Genomic DNA, 17,956 nt, shown 5'->3' on the forward strand with positions numbered 1-17,956 from the left:
CGGCGTGGCAACACGCCGCCATTTTTCTTGGACATCACTTGCACGGGCGGATCGACTCAAATCCCGCCGTGATGAAGCGCACGACATGCTCATACGCTCCGTCCAGGTCATCCGAACGGCAAAGCCCCTTGGACAGCTGGTCAATACGGCCGGTCTCGGCAAAGGTCAGCGTCAGGGCACCCGAGAAGCAATGGTATGACCAGAACAGGGCCTTCTCGTCGACATCACCAAGGCTCAGCCGCAGGGCATCGATGAACTGGTTGATCAGCGGGTCGAAGAACTGGGTCATCAGCTTGCCGCCCCATTCGGGCGAGTTGTTCACATAGGCGATCAGCGCATAATAATGCTTCCAGCCGGGCTCGCTTACGTGAGATCCTGTCAGCAGCGGGCGCAGATAGGCCCGCACGATCGCTTCGACACTCGCCGGATTGGGGCGCGCCTCCGACAGCGCATCTTCCAGGGCTTTCAGGCGCCACGCGTTCAGCACTTCAGCCCGGCGCATCAGCACGGCATCGAACAGATCGCGCTTTTTCCCGAAATGATAATTCGCAAGCGCAACGTCCACTCCGGCCTCGCGGGCAATTGCTCTCAGGTTCACGCCATCATAGCCGTGCTGGGCAAATTGCGCCTCGGCAGCATCAAGAATCGCGGTTCGGCGAAGGGGCTTTGAATCGTCGGGCATTACTCGGGCCATGTCTTGTTTCCGTTCGAGCGCATTCGCGCTGATTCATGGATACTACCGCCACAGACGCATTTGTCTTGCCCCTAGTGGAAAAGCAGGCCATATTTCAACACTTGTTGAAGTGGGGATCAACCTCGCTCGTTTCGCTTAAAGGGGAGCCGATAGCTGATCGTCGCGAGACTGTAAGTGTCTCCCATGCCTCCCCGGCTCTTCCTCTTCCTCCGCCAGCTGCGCGCCAGAATACAGGTTCCGACCCATGCCCACTGCTACGCCCCTCGTCCCTGTAAAAGCCGCCAATACGGGGCGTCTCTGGGTTCTGCTGGTTCTGACGCTGGTCTACACGTTCAACCATGTCGACCGGCAGATCCTCGTCATCCTGCTCGAGCCGATCAAGACGGAGCTCGGCCTCAAGGACAGCCAACTCGGCATGCTCACCGGAATTGCATTTGCCGCCTTCTACGCCACGCTGGGCATCCCGGTCGCCATGTGGGCCGACCGCGGCAACCGTCGCAACATCATCGCCCTCGCCCTGACCATCTGGTCGGGCATGACCGCCCTGTCCGGTCTGTCGCAATCCTATTGGCACCTCCTCGTCGCCCGCATGGGCGTTGGCGTTGGCGAGGCCGGCGGCACGCCCCCCGCCACCAGCATGATCGCAGACCTCTACCCCCCGCAAGAACGCGCCACAGCCCTCGGCGTCTACACCACAGGCATCGGCCTCGGCGTCATGCTCGGCTTCGCGCTCGGCGGCCTTGTCTACGAGGCCTATGGCTGGCGCATGGCCTTCTTCGTCGCTGGTGTGCCCGGACTGCTCCTGGCGCTGGTCGTGCGCTTCACGGTGCGCGAGCCTGTACGTGGCCAGTCCGAAGCGCGCCAGGATGATCGCGCCGCGCCCTCCCTGAAGGAAACCCTCTCCTTCATCTCCGGCCAGTCATCCTATCTCTGGCTGCTCGCGGGCTGCCTCCTCATCTGCATCTCGGCCAACGCCTTCCTCGTCTTCACCTCCAGCCACCTCCAGCGCACCTACGGCCTCAGCCCTGGCCAGGTCTCGTGGCCGCTCGGCATTCTCATTGGCGGCGTCGGCAGCGTCGGCGCCGTGGTCATCGGCCTCATTTGCGACCGCCTGTCGAAAAAGGATCTGCGCTGGCGTCCGCTCATCATCGCGCTCTGCGCTGCGATCTCCCTGCCCTTTGCCTTCATGTTCCTGCGCGCCGAGACCGTGGGCATGGCCTATGCCTGGAACGTGGTGCCAAGCTTTGTCGGCCTCATCTATGCCAGTATCGCCTACACGGCCTCACAGGAACTGGTCCAGCTGCGCATGCGGGCCTTCGCCTCGGCCTTCATGCTGTTCTGCCTCACGCTGATCGGCATTGGCTGCGGCCCGTGGATCGCCGGCATGCTCAGCGACTATTTCACTGCACAGGGCGAAGCCCAACCGCTCGCGCGCGCACTGGAACTGATCCTCATTTTCAACGCGGTCAGCATTCTCTGCCTGCTGATGTCCAGCCGCAACTACCGGGCCGACGCGCTGCGCGCCGCCCGGCTCGACAGCTAGCCGTTCGCTACTCGGTCTCACCACTCACCAGGCCGCCACCCAGCGCCCGGAACAGGGCCACCACGTTCAGCGCCCGGTCGCGTTCGGCATCGATCAGGGTCTGGCGCGACTGGTAATCATTGCGCTGGGCATCCAGCACCGAAAAATAGTCGTCGATGCCGACACGGAACCGCTCCTGCGACAGGTTCAGCGTCACCGACGTATCCTCGACCAGCCGCCGCAGCGCCCCAATCCGGTCATCCACCGTCTGCACCACGGCCAGCGCATCCGCGGTCTCGCGGAAGGCCGTCTGGATCGACTGCTCATACTGGGCCAGCGCCAGGTCGCGGTTCGCCTTTGACACACCGAGATTGGCCTTGCGGCTGCCGCCATCGAAGATCGGCAATGACACTTGCGGGCCAACGCTCCACGTCCCGCTGCCATCGAACAGATCGTCCAGGCCTGTGCTGCTGTATCCGGCGCTGCCGGTCAGCGAGATCACGGGGAAATACGCTGCGCGCGCAGCACCGATATTGGCATTGGCCGCCTGCAGCTGGCGCTCTGCCGCCAGAACATCCGGCCGCGACAGAAGGACATCCGACGAGGCCCCCACAGGCAGATGGTCCATCAGCGGAGACGGGCTGAGAGCCGCCGCCTCTGCGATGCCCGCCGGCAGGTCCGCGCCCACGACAAAACGCAGCGCGTTCAAGTCCTGCCGCACCAGCCCGGTAAACTGCGCCACCTGCGCCTTCGCCGTCTCCACGCTGGCTGAGGCCCGACGTACATCAATCTCCGTCACCACGCCGGAATCAAACAATTCCCGAGTCAGCGACAGCGACGCGCCCTGGCTCTCGACCGTCTCCTGCGCCAATCGCAGGCGCTCCCGGTCGGCCGCGAGGGTCAGCCAGGCCTGCGCAACGGACGAGATCAGTGAAATCTTCACGCTGCGCTCGCCTTCCACTGTCGAGAGGTAGGACTGCAGCGCCGCATCATTCAGACTCGCCACCCGTCCGAACAGGTCAAGCTCGTAGGCCGTCACGCCCAGTTGCGCCCGCGCACTATCCATCAGCAAGGGCGAACCATTGTCACCGTCGAATGATCCGGTCTCTGTCACCGACCCTGATGCTGACACGCCCGGCAGGCGCGCTGCCCGCGAAATGCCGTACTGCGCTTCGGCAATCGCGATGCGCGCCGTGGCCGCCCGCAAATCCCGGTTATTCTCCAACGCCAGCGCAATCAGGCCTTCAAGCGCCTCCGATTGCACGAGCGCCTGCCATCCGATCACAGGCGCGGCGACCGTTTCGGTGTCACTCACCGGCAAGGTGTCCGGCACAGGCGCTCCGGCACGTTCATAGGTCGGCGCCAAGTTGACACAGCCAGCCAGCGCTACTGACAGCATCAGCGGGGCAAAGCGTAGGGAAGGCGTCATGATACAGCTCCATCAACAGTGTTGCGCGCTTTCGGCGTGCGGGTCGTCAGCTTGCGGACCACGACATAGAAAAGCGGCGCCGCAAACACGCCAATAAATGTCACGGCGATCATCCCGCTCAGGACAATTGTCCCCAATGCCGCACGCGACGCTGCCCCCGCACTGGAACTCAGCACAAGCGGCGTAATGCCAAATCCGAAGGCTAGCGACGTCATCAGGATCGGCCGGAAACGCAGCCGCACCGATTCCATCGTTGCCTCGATCAGCTCCTTGCCTTCGGCCTCCAGGGCACGGGCAAACTCGACGATCAGGATGGCATTCTTCGACGCAAGGCCAACCGTGGTCAGCAGTCCCACCTGGAAGAAGACGTCATTGTCATATCCGCCCAGATGCGCGCCAATCACCGCACCAAGCATGCCGACAGGCGCCACCAGCAAGACGGATACTGGTACTGTCCAGCTCTCGTACAGTGCCGCAAGGCAGAGGAAGACGAACAGTCCGGACAAGAGGTACAGCAGCGTGCTCTGGTTACCGGAGCTGCGCTCCTGCGCACTGATGCCCGTCCATTCCAGGCTCGTGCCCCTTGGCAGCTGCGACACCAGTTCCTCCATCCTGTCCATGGCAACGCCGGAGCTTTCGCCCGACGAGGGCTGACCCTGGATGTTGAGCGCCGGTGAACCATTATAGCGCTGCAACAGGGACGCGCCGTAATTCCAGTCTGACGTAACGATTTCCGAAATCGGCGTCATGTCTCCTGTGGAATTGCGGACACGCCAGTCGCCAATGTCATCCGGCTGCATCCGGAACGGGGCATCGCCCTGCACATAGACGCGTTTGATCCGTCCCCGGTCGATAAAGTCATTCACATAGGTTCCGCCAAGGCCAACCGACAGCAGGCTCGTTGCGTCTGCCAGATTGATACCCAGCGCCTGCGCCTTCTGGTAGTCGAGGTTCAGCTTGAATTGCGGGCTGTCTTCCTGGCCATTAGGGCGCACACCCGTCAGGGCGGGTTCCTGCGCAGCCATGCCCAGCAACTGGTTGCGTGCGTTCACGAGGGCGTCATGGCCAATGCCGCCTGTATCCTTCAGAAAAAAGTCAAAGCCGCTCGCATTGCCCAGTTCCCGGATCGGCGGCGGGATGACAGCGAAGATCATGGCATCCGTGCGCTGGCTGAACGCGGCCGAGGCACGCCCCGCAATCGCCGATGATTCCTGCGCCTTGCCGGTCCGTTCCGTCCAGTCCTTGAGCGGGGTGAAGGACAGGCCAACATTCTGCCCCTGCCCGGCAAAGCCGAAACCGGCAATTGCCATCACACCCTCGACATTATCAGTCTCATTCTCGCGATAATGCAGCGAAACGGCATCCATCACTTCCGTCGTCCGCTCCAGCGACGCGCCTGTCGGCAGCTGGACAATCGTCATAACCGCGCCCTGGTCTTCATCCGGCAGGAAGGATGTCGGCAGGCTGCGGAAACCCAGTCCCAGCAGCACCAGCATCACCCCAAACACACCAACGAAAATCCAGCGGCGGCGCAGCACACGCGCCACCGTCGCAGCGTAGCCGTCCCGCAGGCGCGAGAACCCGCGCTCGAACAGGGCGCCGCCACGCTCCGCCAGGTTCTTCTTCTCGGACACGTTATGCCCGTTCGCCTTCAGCAGCGTCACACACAAGGCGGGCGACAGGATGATCGCCACGAGCACGGACAGGGTCATCGCCGTGACAATCGTGATCGAGAACTGGCGATAGATCACGCCCGCAGAACCCGGAAAAAAGGCCATCGGAATGAACACAGCTGACAGGACAACTGCGATGCCCACAAGCGCGCCGGTGATCTGCTGCATCGACTTGCGGGTCGCATCACGCGGCGACAGGCCCTCTTCCGCCATCACGCGTTCCACGTTCTCGACCACGACTATGGCATCATCGACCAGCAGGCCGATGGCCAGAACCATGGCGAACATGGTCAGCGTATTGATGGAATAGCCAAACATCAGCAGCACAGCGAACGTGCCGAGCAGAACCACCGGAACGGCAATCATCGGAATGAAGCTCGCCCGGAAACTTTGCAGGAAGACGAGGATCACGAGGAAGACCAGCACAACCGCCTCGATCAGCGTCTTCTGCACTTCGTGGATCGACGTACTGATGAACGGTGTGGAATCATAAGGATAGACAACCGAAATATCGTCGGGAAACTGTTCCGACAGTCGCTCCATCGCCCCACGGACACCTTCAGCCGTTTCCAGCGCGTTCGCGCCCGAAGCCAGCGAAACCGCCATGCCGGCGGCTGGCTGGCCATTATACTTGGCCACCGTCGAATAGTTCTCGGCGCCCATCTCGACCCGCGCAACATCGCCAAGGCGCACGGATGCCCCCTCGCCCGTCGTCAGGATCAAGAGGTCGCGGAACTCGTCAGGCGTCGACAGCAGCGTCTGCAGTGAAATCGTTGCCGTAATCTCCTGGCCTTCAATCGCTGGGCTGCCGCCCAGTGCACCGGTCGAAACCTGGGCGTTCTGGGCACGGATGGCGGCGATCACGTCACTCGGCATCAGGCGATACTGGTTCAGCTTGCCCGGATCGAGCCATATCCGCATCGCATAGGGCGAGCCGAACAGCTGCACGCTGCCCACGCCATCGACCCGGCTCAGCACATCGGTCACATTCGAGCGCGCATAGTCGCCCAGATCGGTCTGGTCAAAGGTACCGTTCGGCGAAATCAGCGCCGTCACCATCAGGAAGCCGGAAGACGCCTTGCTCACTGTCACGCCCTGACGTTGCACCTGCTCGGGCAGTAATGGGGTCGCCAGCGCCAGCTTGTTCTGCACCTGTACTTGTGCGATGTCCGGGTCCGTCCCGGTCTTGAAGGTCAGCGTGATTGAGGCTGCGCCCTGCGAGCTTGACGAGGACGAGATGTAATCGAGGCCATCCAGCCCCGTCATCTGCTGCTCGATCACCTGCGTGACTGTGTCCTCGACCGCCTTGGCGGACGCGCCCGGATAGACGGCATTGATCGACACGGTCGTCGGCGCAATGTCAGGGTACTGGGCAACCGGCAGGGTTCTCAGCGCGATTCCGCCTGCGATCATGACAATGATCGCCAGCACCCATGCAAAGATGGGCCGGTCAATGAAGAAATTAGCCATGGGGGTTCAGCTCGGTTGGATTACTGTTTGACGACGGGTGTCGCCCCGTCGTTAGGCTGGGCCGCCGCCGTCATCGGGGGAACAGGCGCCACGGGCGCGCCTGGGCGCACCATCTGAAGCCCGCCAATGATCAGCCTGTCACCGTCTTCGAGGCCCTCAGACACGATCCAGTCATTGCCGCTTGCCTCGATAATCGTCAGGTTGCGTACCTCAGCCGTGCCATTCGCGCCGACCACCATCGCCGTCGGGTCGCCCTTGACCGTCCGGGTGACAGCGCCCTGCGGCACGAGAAACACATTGTCATAAGTGCCCGCGCTGAAGCTTGCATTCACATACATGCCCGGCAGCAGGAAACCGTCAGGGTTGGGAACAACTGCGCGCAGGATCACCGATCCGGCACTCTCGTCCACGTTCACTTCGCTGAATTCCAGCCTGCCCGGCTCGGAATAGGTGCTGCCGTCTTCCAGCTTGATCGACACGTCCACGCTCTCGCCGTCCGCAGACTGGATGCGACCTGCTGCAATATCCCGTTTCCATCCGAGAATCTTCGAACTGCCCGCCGTCAGGTCCAGGTAGATCGGGTCCAGTTGCTGCACAATGGCCAACGCCGCGGCCTGGTTCTGCGTCACCAGCGCACCCGGCGTCACACTCGACCGGCCAATCTGGCCTTCGATAGGCGAGGTGACCTTCGTTCGTGCAAGGTCGATATTGGCGCGCTGCAGCGCCGCATTCTGAATGGCCACATCGGCCTCGGCCTGGCGCTGCGCAGCAACGGCCTGGTCATAGTCTTCGCGGCTCACCGCGTTGATTTCGGCGAGGCGCTCAAACCGGCCGGCCGTCTGGCGCGCCGCATCAGCTGTCGCCTCTGCGCGCTGAACGGCGGCTTTCGCGCTGTTCACAGCGGCGGCATATTCGGAAGCATCAATCTGGTAGAGCGCTTGTCCCTGGCTGACCAGTTCGCCTTCCGTGAACAGGCGCGACTTGACCAGCCCCGTCACCTGGGGGCGAATCTCGGCCTCCCGGAATGCGCGGGCACGGCCCGGCAATTCGCGTGTACTCTCGATCCGCGTCTTGTGCACGACCATAACGTCAACCGGCGCCGCGGCGGGCGCTGCTGCTACGGCCCCTGCAGGCGCGGCTGGCTCGGACGCCCCACACGCCGCTGCCGCGCCGATCAGGGTGCTGGCGATCAAAACTCTGAAACTGTTTGATATTCTTGGCATTAATGTCACCTTGATCAATCGCGCCTATGTGTGTTCAACAGGTTGAAAAGTTAGAATGAACGTTCGAAATAATGTTGCAGCGCAACAAATCAAGAGTGAAGAGCAGAAATTTTGAAAAAATGACCCCAGCGATTGAGAAAAATTCGCCCCGCGCCCGGGCACGGTGCGAGCAGATACTTGACGCAGCGACTGCCTGCTTTGTGGAACAGGGCTTTCATGGCACCGGCATGGCGCGCATCGCCGAACAGGCCGGCATGAGCGCCGGTCACATCTACCACTATTTTGATGGCAAGGACGCCATCATCGCCGCCATCGTTGACCGTGAAAACCGCCTCCAGACCGACAAACTGTCCAATTTCGAGGAATTTCCGTCGGACCAGTTGCTCAATGCGCTTGTCGAACGGGCAGAAGAAGGCGTGCGAAGCCTGACGGATCCGTTCAAGTCGGCCCTCAGCCTTGAAATCATCGCCGAAGCCCAGCGCAATCCCGCCATCGCCGAGCGTATGAGGGTCCATGACGCGAAAGTCCGGGCCCACTTCGCAAAGCTTCTGCGCGACAAGCTCCAGCTCGAAGACACTGATGGCCGCGTCGACATGCTGTTCACCCTGTTCGACGGGCTGGCCATCCGGATGCTCCGCCACCCCGATCTTGATCCGGTCACGATGCTGCCCTTCATGCGCGCCTCCATCATGTCCATCCTGGAAGCATGACACGCCGCCCTCACCGCTCTGGACAGCATGGGGCAAAGCCGGGCAAATCATGCGTATGACAAAATTCTCCGGCCCGACCTCGAACAGTTTCATCTCCCAGCGCCTGCGCCTCCATTATGTTGACTGGGGCAATCCGGATGCCCCCCCGCTCGTCCTTGTCCATGGCGGTCGCGATCATTGCCGCAGCTGGGACTGGGTGGCCGAGGAACTCAGCAAGGACTGGCACGTCGTCGCGCCGGACCTGCGCGGCCATGGCGACAGCGCCTGGTCGGAAGATGGCGAATATTCCGTCCGCGCCTGCGTCTACGATCTGGCCCAGCTGATCCACCAGCAGAAATTCGATCCCGTCACCCTCGTCTCCCATTCCTATGGCGGGGCGATATCCCTGCGATACGCCGGCATCTATCCCGAAACTGTCCGCAAGATTGTCGCCATTGAGGGGCTCGGCCCCTCACCGAAAGTCATCCGGGAGCGCTTCAGCGGCCCGCCCGGCGAACGGATGCGCGAATGGATCGAATCCAAGCGCGCCGCCGCCGGCCGCACCTCGAAAAAGTATGCCACGCTCGAAGACGCCTATACGCGCATGAAAACCGAGAACAGCTATCTCACGGACGAACAGGCCCGCCACCTCACCATTCACGGCATCAGCCAGAATGAAGACGGCACCTATTCCTGGAAATTCGACAATTATTTCCGCGTCATGACACCCTATGACATCCCCTATGAGGATATCGAGAAGCTGTGGGAAGCCATCACCTGCCCCACGCTCCTGCTGTATGGCGAAAAGAGTTGGGCTTCGAACCCGGCCGAGGACGGACGCCTCAAACATTTCCAGAATGCCGAAGTGAAACTGTACGAGAATGCCGGCCACTGGCTCCACCACGACCAATTCGACCGCTTCATGGCCGACATGAAAGCCTTCCTGTAGCGTCAGTCCTATCCCCCTTGAACGCCCGTCCTGAGCGAAGGCTTGTCCCTGCGGAGGCAGGGATCAAAGGACGCACGCGGGCGACACCTGCTCAGCTCAGCCCCAGCGCCTCCACCGCTTCGGCCACACCCCGCATGCGCGGCTGCATGTCGCCCGCAAGGTGCGCGTGCGTCGGAATATAGAACAGGCCCAGATCCAGGCCTTTCAGGGCAATCTCCGCGCAGCGTTCAGGCATGATCAGGTTGAGCTCCGGCGGGGCCTTGCTCGGGTCGGGCATATGCTTCGCGATCAGCGCCGTATAGACAGCGCCCGGCATCAGCACATGCACGTCCACCGGCACATTGCCCGCCTCGAATTCCAGCTTCATCCACTCGGCCATGACCAGCACGCCATGCTTGGTCGCCGCGTACAGGGCCAGCCCGCTGCCTCTCACGGCGGCAGGCACGCTGAGCGAATTTTCGGATCCGGTGATCATCAGCCGCCCCCGGCTGCCCTGCGCCTCCGTCCAGCGCGCATAGGCCTGTGCCATCCGCAGGTTCGCGAACAGGTTCACCTCGAACAACCGCTCGGCCCGCTCATCCAGTTCCTGCTTGATGACACGGCGGTTGAGGCCGATCCCGGCATTCGAGCACACCAGGTCCAGCCGCCCCTGCCAAGTGCCCGCATCATGCACCAGCGTCACCGCCACTTCATGATCGGCCATGTCGCACACGATGGGCAGCGCACGCTCGCCCAGGCCCGCCGCCGTCTCATGCACGCCGTCCGCATCAATATCCGCGCAGACCACTCTGGAACCCCGGGCAGCCAGCGCCTGCGCCAGCGCCCGTCCGATGCCGGATCCCGCGCCGGTCACCAGCGCCACCTTGCCATCATGGTCGATCATGTGCGCCCTCCTCAGGGGTCAGTCAGTCGACGAAATTGCCTGCCCGTTTCTGCAGGCCCGCCATCACCGCCTCGATCTGGTTCTTGCTGCCCATCAGTTCGTCCTGGAGAACGGATTCCGTCAGCAGCGCCTCACCATCATCCTTGTCGGCGATGTGATTGTACAGCTTCTTCGCGGTCTGCACCGCGCTCGGACTTTTCGATGCAATCTCGCGCGCCAGCGCCATCGCGTCCTCATACGGCGTTTCTGACAGGTGCGTCACGAAACCATATTCCTTGCCTTCTACGCCAGAGAACATTCGCCCGGTATATGTCAGCTCCCGAATGATATCTTCACGCACCAGCCGCCGCATGATCGCGGTCGAGCTCATGTCCGGCACAAGGCCCCACTTCACTTCGAGGATCGACAGTTTCGTGTCCGGGTGCACGATACGGATATCGGCGCCCAGCATCACCTGGAACCCGCCGCCCAACGCCACGCCGTGCACCGCCGCGATCACCGGCACGCGCAGGCTGCGCCAGCCCCAGACGGCCTGCTGCGCCCGGTTGGCAATGCCATAGGTCCGCTCTGCCAGCCCGCCGCCGGCAACGCTGTTCTCACTGCGCTTGCCGTCCGCCATCTTCGCGAAATTGCCCATGTCCAGGCCAGCGCAGAATGCCCGTCCCAGTCCCGACATCACAACACACCGGATGGATGTGTCCGCATTGATCTCCTCGGCCGCCGAGATCAACCGCGCAAACATCGCATCGTCCAGCGCGTTCATCTTGTCTTCGCGCACCAGGCGCACATCGGCGACGCCGTCTTCGACCTTGATTGTAATTCGCTCGCTCACTTGATCCGTCCTGTTCTGTGTTTCCTGAAAGTCACCCTAGGCGCAGCCCGCTCCGCGCTCAATATCAGCGCCCTGCGCTGGCCTCAGGCCTGGAATTCCAGGCCCTCCATCGCGCCCGCGCTGCGCCAGCCATCGAGGATCGCGAAATAGGCGTTCGACCCCGCCCCATAGGACGTGTTCTGCCGCGCCAGCCTGCTCAGCTTGCCCTCATTATTGTAATAGCCCGGCGTGCATTCCTCGAGGAATTTCTCACGCATCATCGCCTTGCTGATGATCTCGCTCACCCAGGCCGTCTCGGCCTCTTCAGTCACTTCGAACACCTTCGCCTGACGCTTCTCGGCCTCGGTCACCAGGTAGGCGATCTGCTTGGCCTGCTCGTCCAGAAGGTGCGGATAGTTCGCGGTGAAGCCCGCCTGCACCGTGCCCATCACGATCAGGTTCGGAAAGCCGTTCACCAGCATCCCGTGCAGGCTGCGATAGCCCTCGGCCCAGTGCTCGGACAGCTTGCGCCCGTCGCGCCCGCCCACATCATACCCGGCGCGCCGCGTGTATTCCGTGCCGACCTCGAATCCCGTGGCATAGATCAGGCAGTCGATCTCATAGGTCTTGCCATTGGCAATGATCGCATTCTCGGTAATCCGCTCCACGCCCTGTCCGTCGGTATGGACCAGTTCCACATTCGACCGGTTGAACGTAGGCAGATAGCCGTCATGGAAGCACGGCCGCTTGCAGAACTGGCGATACCAGGGCTTCAGCGCCTCAGCCGTCGCCTTGTCCGCGACGATCTCGTCCACCCGCGCACGCACCTGTTCCATCTTCTGGAAATCGGCAATCTCCGCCAGTTCGGCCAGGTGTTCCGGGCTGAGGTCCTTGTTGCCCTCCTGCTGTGCAATGAAAAGCAGGTTGCGGATGATATGCGTCCAGCCATCCATCACAAGGTCCTGCGCGGCAAAACCCCCGGACACCAGCGTATTGAAATTCTCCATACGGTCCTTGTGCCAGCCAGGCTCCAGGCTTTTCGCCCAGTCCGGATCGGTCGGCCGGTTGTCACGCACATCTATCGAGGATGGCGTGCGCTGGAACACATAGAGATGCTTGGCGGCTTCACCGATATGCGGTACGCACTGCACGGCCGTCGCGCCTGTCCCGATAATGCCGACCCGCTTGCCCTTCAGGCCCGTCAGCCCGCCCGAGGAATCCCCGCCCGTATAGTCATAGTCCCAGCGGCTCGTATGGAAGCTGTGCCCTTCGAAACTTTCCACCCCCGGAATGCCCGGCAGCTTTGGCCGATTCAGCGGCCCGTTCGACATCACGACATGGTCGGCCGTCATCCGGTCTCCCCGGTCCGTCTCGATCACCCAGACATTCGCGTCATCATCCCAGTTCAGTCCGGCAATCTCGGTCTGCAGGCAGGCCTTGTCATACAGGTTGTAATGCTCGGCAATCCGCCGGCTATGCGCCAGGATTTCCGGTGCGCGCGAATATTTTTCGACCGGCATGTAGCCCGTCTCTTCCAGCAGCGGCAGGTAGATATAGCTCTCAATATCGCAGGCCGCGCCGGGATAGCGGTTCCAGTACCAGGTGCCGCCAAAATCGCCGCCCTTCTCGATCACGCGGATATCCCTGACGCCCGCATCACGCAGCCGCGCGCCAGCCAACAGGCCGCCAAACCCTCCGCCAATGATGACAACATGCGTATGATCGGTCAGAGGCGCCCGCTCGACTCGCTTGATATAGGGGTCTTCAATATAGTGCGCGAACTCACCCACCATGTTGACATATTGTTCATTGCCGTCGCTGCGCAGGCGCTTGTCGCGCTCTTCACGATATTTCGACCGCAATTCATCGGGATCGAGTCCCAGCTCTTCAATTACGTCGCCTGAGGCCATTGCGTGTCACTCCCGTTATCAGCATAAGCAGGCATGATAGCCCGCGCACCTGCGGAGGCTTGCGCACACGGGCGTCCCCCTCTGGAAGAACAGTCTAGCTCGCTAATCGGTCCTGAAAATCTGTTCCCTTGCGGCACCTGCCCGGTAGAGGTCCATTGGCTAAGCGTCAGCAGGCCAGATTGCCAGTCCCCGCGACACCAGGCTTTCCCACACTTCCTCCGCGCTGTCGGCGAATTCGAAGATGCCGAGATCCTTTTCCGCAATCATGCCCGCCTCGAACAGGGCGTCGAAATTGATCACCTTTGACCAGAACGCCCGGCCGCAGAGCACGACCGGGATGGGCGGGGCCTTGCCGGTCTGGGTCAAAGTCAGCAGCTCGAACAGCTCATCCATCGTGCCGAAGCCGCCCGGATAGATGACCAGCGCCCGCGCACGCATCGCAAGGTGCATCTTGCGCATGGCGAAATAGTGAAACTGGAAACACAGGTCCGGCGTAATGTAAGGGTTCGGCTCCTGCTCGAACGGCAAGGCGATATTGAAGCCGATCGTCACCGCGCCAGCCTCCATCGCGCCCCGATTGGCGGCTTCCATGACGCCCGGCCCGCCACCGGTGGCGATGACGTTTTCCCGCAGGCCGCCATTATGGCAAAGCGCGCCGCCGCGCTCCGATGCGATCCGGCCGAACTCACGGGCGGACGCATAGATTGCTGCCTGCTTTTCGTCGCCGTCCTCGCGAACCCTTGCGCTGCCGAACACGACAATGGTCGAGACAATCTTCTTCGCCCGCAGATGCTCTTCGGCCTTGGAATATTCCATCATGAAGCGCGCGCCGCGCATCGAGTCGCCAAGGATGAAATCGGTATCCAGCGCCGCGAGCTTGTAGGTCTCTTCCCGGTCGTATTTTCCGTCAGGCATCATCGTCCCTCCTTCACATGGAGAACCGTGTTAACCCCGCATGCGCTCATCCGGCAATGCGCCGGGGTCACGTGCGCTCCGGGCGCTTCATGCTGAGGGCGATCCGCTTACGGCTGACATCAACCTCCTTGACCAGAACACGCACGACCTGACCGGCCTTCACCACGTCATGCGGGTCTTTGACAAATGTGTCGGCCAGCTCGGAAATGTGCACCAGCCCATCCTGATGAACGCCCACGTCCACGAAGGCGCCAAATGCAGTGACATTCGTGACCACGCCTTCCAGACGCATGCCCGGCTTCAGGTCAGATATTTCCTCAACCCCGTCCTGGAACGTGGCCGTCTTGAATTGCGGTCGCGGGTCACGCCCCGGCTTTTCCAGTTCGGCCAGGATGTCTGTGACGGTCGGCACACCGAAATCGGCATCCGCAAATGCCGCAGGCTTCAGCGTCGACAGGAACGCCTTGTCGCCAATGATGCCCTTCACCGGACGCCCGGTCTTTTCCGAAATGCGGGTCACGACCGGATAGGCTTCCGGGTGCACGGCCGAGGCATCCAGCGGGTTCGTGCCGTCCATGATGCGCAGGAATCCGGCGGCGAGTTCGTACGTCTTCGGCCCCATGCGCGGCACTTTCTTCAAGGCCGCCCGCGTCTTGAACGGGCCGTTCTTGTCGCGATAGGCGACGATATTGGCCGCAATCGTCGGATTGAGGCCCGACACGCGCGCCAGCAGCGGCGCCGACGCCGTATTGACGTCCACGCCGACGGCATTGACGCAATCCTCCACCACGGCATCCAGCGAGCGCGCAAGCGCCGCCTGGTCCACATCATGCTGATACTGGCCGACGCCAATCGCCTTCGGCTCGATCTTCACCAGTTCCGCCAGCGGGTCTTGAAGACGCCTTGCGATCGATACAGCGCCCCGCAGGCTGACATCCAGCCCAGGAAATTCCTTCGCCGCCAGTTCCGACGCCGAATACACCGACGCCCCGGCTTCGGACACCATGATCCGGGTCAGTTTGAGCTCCGGCATCCTGGCGGCGAGTTCAGCGACCAGCTTGTCCGTCTCGCGGCCCGCCGTACCGTTGCCAACGCTGACCAGTTCCACCTTGTGCCGCTTGCTCAACTCCGCCAGTTTCGCCATTGCGCCCTGCCAGTCCTTGCGCGGTTCGTGCGGGTAGATCGTCACGGTCTCCAGCAGCTTGCCCGTGGCATCGACCACCGCCACCTTGCAGCCGGTGCGAATGCCCGGATCAATCCCCATGACCACCCGTGGCCCCGCAGGCGCGGCCAGAAGCAGGTCATGCATGTTACGGGAAAACACGCGGATGGCCTCGGAATCGGCGCGCGCCTTCAGGCGAGCAATCAGGTCGCTCGCGCTGGACGCGGCCAGCTTGGCTTTCCACGCCATGCGGGCCGTATCGGCCAGCCAGTCATCCCCTGCCCGGCCCTTCTTCGCGATGCCGAATTCGGACATGATCATGCCCACAGCCGGGTGGTCGCCCTTGGGCTCATGCGGCACGTCCAGCTTGACCTTCAGCACGCCTTCCTTCTCGCCACGCAGCAGGGCCAGCGCCCGGTGCGACGGCATCTCCCTGATCGGTTCATCGAACTTGAAATAGTCGGCAAACTTGGCGCCTTCCGCCTCCTTCCCCTTGACCATGCTCGAGCCAAGCCGCCCCCCGGTCCAAACATTCTCGCGAATGGCGCCGACAAGGCGCGGGGTCTCGGCCATGCGCTCGATCAGTATCTGGCGCGCCCCTTCGAGCGCTGCCTCCGTATCGGCGACCCCCTTCTTGCCCGACACGAAGGCGCCCGCTTCCTTGCCCGGCACAAGCGCCGGATTGGCGAGTAAACGGTCGGCCAGCGGTTCAAGGCCGGCTTCACGGGCTATCATCGCCTTGGTCCGCCGCTTCGGCTTGTAGGGCGTGTAAATGTCCTCGAGCGCCACCTTGGTCTCCGCACCGGCAATCTGGCGTTCCAGGTCGGGCGTCAGCTTGCCTTGTTCTGTAATGGATTTGAGCACGGTCTGCCGGCGCTCATCCAGTTCACGCAGATAGGCCAGGCGCTCGGCGAGGTCGCGCAGCTGCGTATCGTCCAGCCCGCCCGTGCGCTCCTTGCGATACCGCGCAATGAACGGCACCGTCGCCCCCTCATCGATCAGCGCAATGGTCGCGACGACCTGCGCCTCTGCAACGCCCAGTTCACGGGCGATGATGCGGCTGATCGGGGCAGCTGAGATGGCTTTGGGACGCGCAGTGACAGTGGACATGTGAGGGCCTTGTGCAGTTTCGGAGGGGCATGGAACGGCGCGTAAAAACGCCAGACCTCCGTTTGCCCGCCAATTCCTTCACAGCGCGTTTACTTTACCGGTTCGCCCCCGATTTCGCTGTCATACGCGACCCGAAAGCCGATATGCGACGCGGAAAAGCCAACATCCTGCACCTGCCGCCCGAACGGATTGGCATTGCGGCAGAAATTCTCCGCGCAAAGGTAGGATCCGCCAACGAGCAGCCCCTTGCCCGCCCGGTCCCGGCGCGCATCGGGCTGCACCCATTCCCACGCATTCCCGCTCATGTCCCTCAGGCCATATCCGTTGGCGGGAAAGCAGCCGACCGGTGCCAGCCCGGGATAGCCATCGCGCGACAGGTTCTCCACAGGAAAAATACCCTGCCATGAGTTGGCATTGGATGCGTTGTGACGCCCTTCCGCCCCCACTTCAGGCGCCTCATCACCCCCATGCGCCGCATGTTCCCACTCCGCCTCCGTCGGCAACCGCCCTCCGGCCCACGCCGCAAAAGCCTCCGCATCGGCCTGCGCAATATGCGTCACCGGCTCCAGCGGCCCCGGCTCATGGTGTCCCGCCTCGCCGTCAGGGTCTTTCCAGCTGGCCGCGCCATCAAACACCCACCAGTTCATTGCCCCCACCGCAGCGGGCGGGCGGAACACGGCCGACCCGTTGCGCTGCCCATCCTCCAGCACCCGCTCAGCCATGGTGACATAGCCCGTTTCCGCAACAAATTCAGCAAACCGCGCCATCGTTACTTCGGTCACGTCCAGCCTGAAAGCGGCGATCTCATGCGTGTTCCCGCGCAGCGTCAGCGTCCCCGCCGGAACCTCCACAATGCCTGCCGCACTGTCGCACACATCGCTCGCACCTGCTGGCGCAGCAGTGATCACTTCACGCTGAGGCCCGGTGTCGGCATTCCCGCAAGCGGACAGGGCGACCAGCGCAAACGCCAGTAACGCAAATCCCAAACGCCCTGAGACGCAGCGCCTTCCAGCAGGGTTTCCCACCGGCTTCAACCGGTTACAGCCTCGTCGAGCTCGCCGATATCCAGCGCGGGCGCCGCATCGAGATCATCGGCATCCAGCAGGCCGGACACCTGCTCCAGCGCCGCCACGATCAGGGATTGCTGCCAGTCAGGCAAGTCATTGAAGCGGTCCGAAAAAGTCTCCTGAAGCAGATCAGGCGCGTCGGCCAGAATTGCGACACCCGCCGGCAAAAGCCGCAGCCAGACGCGCCGCCTGTCCTCATCACAGCGGCGCCGCGCAATCAACTCGCGCGCCTCCAGCTTGTCGGCCAGACTCGTAATCGTGGCCTGCTTCAGCAGCGTGGCTTCCGAAATCCGCCCTGATGACAATTCGCCCGACTTATCCAGCAATCGCAGCACAGCCAGTTGGGAGGGCGTCAGACCGGCGGTCGCCGCAAGGCGCCGGGAGGCAAGCTCGGTCACACGCTGTATCTTGCGCAAGGCAATGAGGGCATCGACTGACCGCTGGTTCAC

General features: G+C 62.5%; 14 protein-coding genes. 3 read left to right on the top strand and 11 right to left on the bottom strand.

From position 1 onward, the window contains the following. Positions 1 to 34: 34 nt before the first annotated feature. The gene (locus ACQ66M_RS00555; RefSeq protein WP_430401341.1) at positions 35 to 682 is read right to left on the bottom strand and encodes a TetR/AcrR family transcriptional regulator; all 648 of its coding nucleotides are present in this window, start codon (positions 680 to 682) and stop codon (positions 35 to 37) included. Positions 683 to 938: 256 nt separating this feature from the next. Between ACQ66M_RS00555 and ACQ66M_RS00560 the strand changes: the two genes are divergently transcribed. After that, entirely contained in the window at positions 939 to 2,237 is a 1,299-nt protein-coding gene (locus tag ACQ66M_RS00560; RefSeq protein ID WP_430401343.1) for a spinster family MFS transporter, read from the top strand. A gap of 7 nt (positions 2,238 to 2,244) precedes the next feature. Here ACQ66M_RS00560 and ACQ66M_RS00565 read toward each other — a convergent pair whose 3' ends face one another. The 3 genes from ACQ66M_RS00565 to ACQ66M_RS00575 are packed head-to-tail and all read right to left on the bottom strand — an operon-like array spanning position 2,245 to position 7,981. Continuing rightward, positions 2,245 to 3,645, bottom strand: a complete 1,401-nt coding sequence (locus ACQ66M_RS00565; protein WP_430401345.1) for an efflux transporter outer membrane subunit — start codon at positions 3,643 to 3,645, stop codon at positions 2,245 to 2,247. After that, a complete protein-coding gene (locus tag ACQ66M_RS00570; RefSeq protein ID WP_430401347.1) occupies positions 3,642 to 6,788 on the bottom strand; it encodes an efflux RND transporter permease subunit in 3,147 nt (1,048 codons plus the stop codon). The genes ACQ66M_RS00565 and ACQ66M_RS00570 overlap by 4 nt, the downstream gene beginning before the upstream one ends. 20 nt (positions 6,789 to 6,808) lie before the next feature. After that, the gene (locus ACQ66M_RS00575; protein ID WP_430401349.1) at positions 6,809 to 7,981 is read right to left on the bottom strand and encodes an efflux RND transporter periplasmic adaptor subunit; all 1,173 of its coding nucleotides are present in this window, start codon (positions 7,979 to 7,981) and stop codon (positions 6,809 to 6,811) included. 149 nt (positions 7,982 to 8,130) lie between these two features. Between ACQ66M_RS00575 and ACQ66M_RS00580 the strand changes: the two genes are divergently transcribed. Together ACQ66M_RS00580 and ACQ66M_RS00585 are read left to right on the top strand one after the other, a co-directional pair. Continuing rightward, positions 8,131 to 8,721 (top strand): TetR/AcrR family transcriptional regulator, encoded by a 591-nt coding sequence (locus ACQ66M_RS00580; protein WP_430401351.1) that lies wholly within the window; start codon positions 8,131 to 8,133, stop codon positions 8,719 to 8,721. A gap of 55 nt (positions 8,722 to 8,776) precedes the next feature. Further along, the gene (locus tag ACQ66M_RS00585) at positions 8,777 to 9,649 is read left to right on the top strand and encodes an alpha/beta fold hydrolase (protein ID WP_350170986.1); all 873 of its coding nucleotides are present in this window, start codon (positions 8,777 to 8,779) and stop codon (positions 9,647 to 9,649) included. A gap of 91 nt (positions 9,650 to 9,740) precedes the next feature. Here ACQ66M_RS00585 and ACQ66M_RS00590 read toward each other — a convergent pair whose 3' ends face one another. The 7 genes from ACQ66M_RS00590 to ACQ66M_RS00620 all read right to left on the bottom strand — a co-directional run bounded on the left by ACQ66M_RS00590 (position 9,741) and on the right by ACQ66M_RS00620 (position 17,956). Further along, on the bottom strand, positions 9,741 to 10,532 hold the full coding sequence (locus ACQ66M_RS00590; RefSeq protein ID WP_430401353.1) for an SDR family NAD(P)-dependent oxidoreductase: 792 nt from the start codon (positions 10,530 to 10,532) through the stop codon (positions 9,741 to 9,743). Positions 10,533 to 10,554: 22 nt separating this feature from the next. Continuing rightward, positions 10,555 to 11,364 carry a crotonase/enoyl-CoA hydratase family protein gene (locus tag ACQ66M_RS00595; RefSeq protein ID WP_350170930.1) on the bottom strand — a complete coding sequence of 270 codons (810 nt, stop codon included), beginning with the start codon at positions 11,362 to 11,364 and terminating at the stop codon, positions 10,555 to 10,557. 83 nt (positions 11,365 to 11,447) lie between these two features. Further along, positions 11,448 to 13,253 (bottom strand): flavin-containing monooxygenase, encoded by a 1,806-nt coding sequence (locus ACQ66M_RS00600; protein ID WP_430401355.1) that lies wholly within the window; start codon positions 13,251 to 13,253, stop codon positions 11,448 to 11,450. A gap of 159 nt (positions 13,254 to 13,412) precedes the next feature. Beyond that, positions 13,413 to 14,168, bottom strand: coding sequence for a TIGR00730 family Rossman fold protein (locus ACQ66M_RS00605; protein WP_350170928.1), 756 nt, complete (start codon positions 14,166 to 14,168; stop codon positions 13,413 to 13,415). 67 nt (positions 14,169 to 14,235) lie between these two features. After that, a complete protein-coding gene (locus ACQ66M_RS00610) occupies positions 14,236 to 16,440 on the bottom strand; it encodes a Tex family protein (RefSeq protein ID WP_430401357.1) in 2,205 nt (734 codons plus the stop codon). Positions 16,441 to 16,529: 89 nt separating this feature from the next. Further along, positions 16,530 to 17,426, bottom strand: a complete 897-nt coding sequence (locus ACQ66M_RS00615) for an SUMF1/EgtB/PvdO family nonheme iron enzyme (protein ID WP_430401359.1) — start codon at positions 17,424 to 17,426, stop codon at positions 16,530 to 16,532. A gap of 44 nt (positions 17,427 to 17,470) precedes the next feature. After that, a complete protein-coding gene (locus ACQ66M_RS00620; protein WP_350170925.1) occupies positions 17,471 to 17,956 on the bottom strand; it encodes a MarR family winged helix-turn-helix transcriptional regulator in 486 nt (161 codons plus the stop codon).

It is taken from the genome of Hyphomonas sp., from assembly GCF_965284475.1.
Taxonomy (GTDB): Bacteria; Pseudomonadota; Alphaproteobacteria; order Caulobacterales; family Hyphomonadaceae; genus Hyphomonas.

What these genes read in the sequence shown, in the direction of transcription:
- ACQ66M_RS00555 (WP_430401341.1), bottom strand. Translation starts at nt 682, where the DNA reads ATGCCCGACGATTCAAAGCCCCTTCGCCGAACCGCGATTCTTGATGCT.
- ACQ66M_RS00560 (WP_430401343.1), top strand. Translation starts at nt 939, where the DNA reads ATGCCCACTGCTACGCCCCTCGTCCCTGTAAAAGCCGCCAATACGGGG.
- ACQ66M_RS00565 (WP_430401345.1), bottom strand. Translation starts at nt 3,645, where the DNA reads ATGACGCCTTCCCTACGCTTTGCCCCGCTGATGCTGTCAGTAGCGCTG.
- ACQ66M_RS00570 (WP_430401347.1), bottom strand. Translation starts at nt 6,788, where the DNA reads ATGGCTAATTTCTTCATTGACCGGCCCATCTTTGCATGGGTGCTGGCG.
- ACQ66M_RS00580 (WP_430401351.1), top strand. Translation starts at nt 8,131, where the DNA reads ATGACCCCAGCGATTGAGAAAAATTCGCCCCGCGCCCGGGCACGGTGC.
- ACQ66M_RS00585 (WP_350170986.1), top strand. Translation starts at nt 8,777, where the DNA reads ATGACAAAATTCTCCGGCCCGACCTCGAACAGTTTCATCTCCCAGCGC.
- ACQ66M_RS00590 (WP_430401353.1), bottom strand. Translation starts at nt 10,532, where the DNA reads ATGATCGACCATGATGGCAAGGTGGCGCTGGTGACCGGCGCGGGATCC.
- ACQ66M_RS00600 (WP_430401355.1), bottom strand. Translation starts at nt 13,253, where the DNA reads ATGGCCTCAGGCGACGTAATTGAAGAGCTGGGACTCGATCCCGATGAA.
- ACQ66M_RS00605 (WP_350170928.1), bottom strand. Translation starts at nt 14,168, where the DNA reads ATGCCTGACGGAAAATACGACCGGGAAGAGACCTACAAGCTCGCGGCG.
- ACQ66M_RS00610 (WP_430401357.1), bottom strand. Translation starts at nt 16,440, where the DNA reads ATGTCCACTGTCACTGCGCGTCCCAAAGCCATCTCAGCTGCCCCGATC.